At 34.7% G+C, this 3,284-nt stretch carries 1 protein-coding gene; it reads left to right on the plus strand.

Annotation, left to right across the window (positions count from 1 at the left end):
* Positions 1 to 720: 720 nt before the first annotated feature.
* Entirely contained in the window at positions 721 to 3,255 is a 2,535-nt protein-coding gene (locus DRF65_RS28100) for a DUF5686 family protein (RefSeq protein WP_228439004.1), read from the plus strand.
* Positions 3,256 to 3,284: the final 29 nt, after the last annotated feature.

Below are 3,284 nucleotides of genomic sequence, written 5' to 3' on the forward strand. Positions count from 1 at the left end.
AGATTTTCACAGAACTTTCATAGAGCAGAAATGACTAGATTACCACCCCGTCAAAAATTCTTTGAATTTTTGACACCCCTCCAAAGGATGGGAATGATAGAAGCCATCACTTATGGATAATAGGTGATGCTATTAATTGATGTCAACTATTATCTATTATTTATTCATCATTTATAAAGTGATCCCCTACCCTAGCCCCGATAGAAACGGTTACCCCACAGTATGGGTTGGAGCGTAGAAGGGTTTGGGTGTAGGAGTGTGTGGCGCGAGGAGTATGAGTGGATAGCGGGAAATAGCTCCTGAAAAAATGGAACACGTGGAGAATAGCACACATTGGTGTGTATTTATATGCAAAAGACTGTTCGAAATCCGTGCGTTCAAATGGTGACTTTGAGGCATCTGGATAACTCAAACTTAACCGAAAATTTGAAAGAATTCATTTTTTTGCTGAAGTCATTACACATTTTCTACTTTGTTATTTCTTAAAAAAGAGGTTCTGGGTGAATATAAGTCATAAATACAGTGACTTTTTACCTTGTCATTAATTAATTGATCCTTATCTGTTAAGACAATAAAACTAGTATTTATTTTTTCTCAAATGATAGTACTATTTTTGTTAAATTTGCCGTTTTACATAGAAATGTAAGAATATTTTATTTTTTTATATATTTTTTAAAAAACTGCATACTTTTTGTTTGTGCTAATTGCCTGAAGAAACGAATGATGTTAAACAACAACTCTAAAAAACACTATTTTTTATTATTTTTCCTTACTTTCACTAGCTTGGTATGTGCTCAAAACAAGGCTAGCGGTAAAATTGTTGATGCCAAAAACAACAAAGAAGTAAGCAAAGTTGATATTTTTATTAATGATGACAAGACCCCATCTCTTACAACGACCTCGGGAAATTTCAGTATACAATCTGACAGCATTATCCAGAGACTGAGATTTTCAAGAAAGAATTATACTCCAGAAATTTTTGACGTTACCCCAGAAAATGCTGAAAATATTTTTGTTCAGCTTTCCCAAGCTAAGGTAAGTAATATTCAGGAAGTGGTTATTCAGGCTGGAAAACCTAAATATAAAAGCAAAAAAGAAAACCCTGCTTATGCTATTATGCAAAAAGTATGGGCTCAAAAAAGAAATAATGGTCTGGAGAAATTTGATACTTATTCTTACAAAGAATATGAAAAAACCCAATTTGACCTTAATAATATAGACAGCACCTTTATGAAGAAGAAAATCTTCAATAAGCTGGACTTCATTTTTAATTATGCTGATTCTACTGCAAGTGGAAGGCTTGGACTTCCTATCTTTCTGAATGAGGCTGTTTATGAAAATTATGGTCGGAACAAACCCAATAAAGACACAAAAAGAACTTTAGTGGCTCAAAAGACTTCAGGTTTTCAGGACAACCAGGTTATTACTGTTGCGGCAAAAAACCTGTACAGGGATATTAATATTTATGATAATACTTTAAATTATTTTGATATTGGATTTCAAAGTCCGGCAGGAACAGATGGATTCGGGACTTATGACTATAATCTTGTAGACACTATTGCGATCCATGGAGAGAAGGCTTTTCAAATAAGATATCAGCCTAAACGTAAAGACGTATTGGCATTCCAGGGAAATCTTTATATAGATACGGATACATATGCTGTTTTGGGAGCTACTTTAAGATCAACACAAAAAATCAATGTTAATTTCGTCAACAGTGTTTATACTCAACTGGAGTATGATAATCCGGATGAAACAACATTCCTTCCTAAAAAACTGATCACAGAAGTTGAGATGAGTCCTTTTTCAAAGAAGAAAGGATCTAAGAGTATTATCGCTAAAAAATCTGTTGACTATTCTAATTATGAATTCAACATCCCACTCGATCCTAAAGTTTTCAAAAGAAAAGAGGAGGAATACGAGGATAAATTTACAGATAAAGACGATGCTTATTGGACTAAGGCAAGACCTGATACCTTATCAAAATCCGAACAAGGGGTTTATAAAATGTTGGATCAGCTGCAGCAGACTCCTAAGTTCAACCGAATGGTAAAGCTGTTTGAAACTCTTGGTTCCCGTTATTATAATGCGTTTAAAGGAGTCGATTTTGGTCCTATTTTCTCTGTATATGGAAGAAATGAAGTGGAAGGAGACAGAATAAGAATTGGAGCAAGATCATATTTTGGATTGAATGATCCCTGGAGGGTTCAGTTCTATACGGCTTATGGATTTAAAGATCAGCAAGTAAAATATGGAGCTGAAGCACGATATATGTTTAACAGGCTTAACCGATTTATGATTGGAGCCGGAACCAGCAGAGATATTGTTCAGCTTGGAGGCCAGCTTACATCCGGTGACGGAGTGGCATCACGTTCTTTATCTTCAAGCACATTTTTTGCCAGAGGAGAGAATATTTCTTTGAGTTCCGTAAATCAAACGAGTGTTTTTGCTGCTATTGAGCCTTGGAAAAATGTACAGATCAGAGTGGATGGAGTAATGCAAAGTATTAAATCTGCTATTCCTGAGAAGTTCAATCTTATGTATTATCAAGGGGATGGGCAGTTAAGAAAAACAGTCAATGATTCTCATGTTACAATCAGCTTAATTGCAAAACCTGGAGCGAAATTTTCTCAAACCGGAATCGATCGATATCAGGCAAAAAATCTTGCCCCTACTATTGTTTTAAGATATACCAGAGGTATTGAAGGGTTATTCAATGCCGATTTCAACTATGATAAGCTTCAGTTTATGTTCTATAAGCCGTTTTTGATTGGAACATTAGGAAAAACGGTTGTCAGTTTTGAAGCAGGAAAGAATTTTAATACGGTTCCTTTGGCTTTACAGAATATTATTCCTGCTAACCTTTCTTATGGTTTAGCCCCGAATACATTCTCACAATTGAATTATTATGAATTTGTAGCAGATGCTTATACTACCCTTCATTTGGAGCATCATTTTAATGGTAAAATATTGTCTTATATCCCATTAATCAAAAAGTTAAAGTTCAGGGAGGTAGCATTCATCAGAGCAGCTTATGGATCTTTGAGCGATGCGTCTAAGGCAATAAATGTAGAAGGGTTTAAATATTCTGCTCCCAATGAACATATTTATTATGAATATGGATTTGGAATCGAAAACATCGGGATTGGTAATCTTAGATTATTCAGAGTAGATTTTAACTGGAGAGGAAATTATCTTGACAGACCTGATATTTCAAAATTTGGTATCAAGGCTGGTCTCCAGGTAGGATTCTAAAGAGAAAAAACGATTATATAATATACAAT

The sequence above is a fragment of the Chryseobacterium pennae genome (genome assembly GCF_003385515.1).
Lineage (GTDB): Bacteria > Bacteroidota > Bacteroidia > Flavobacteriales > Weeksellaceae > Chryseobacterium > Chryseobacterium pennae.

What these genes read in the sequence shown, in the direction of transcription:
- DRF65_RS28100 (WP_228439004.1), top strand. Translation starts at nt 721, where the DNA reads ATGATGTTAAACAACAACTCTAAAAAACACTATTTTTTATTATTTTTC.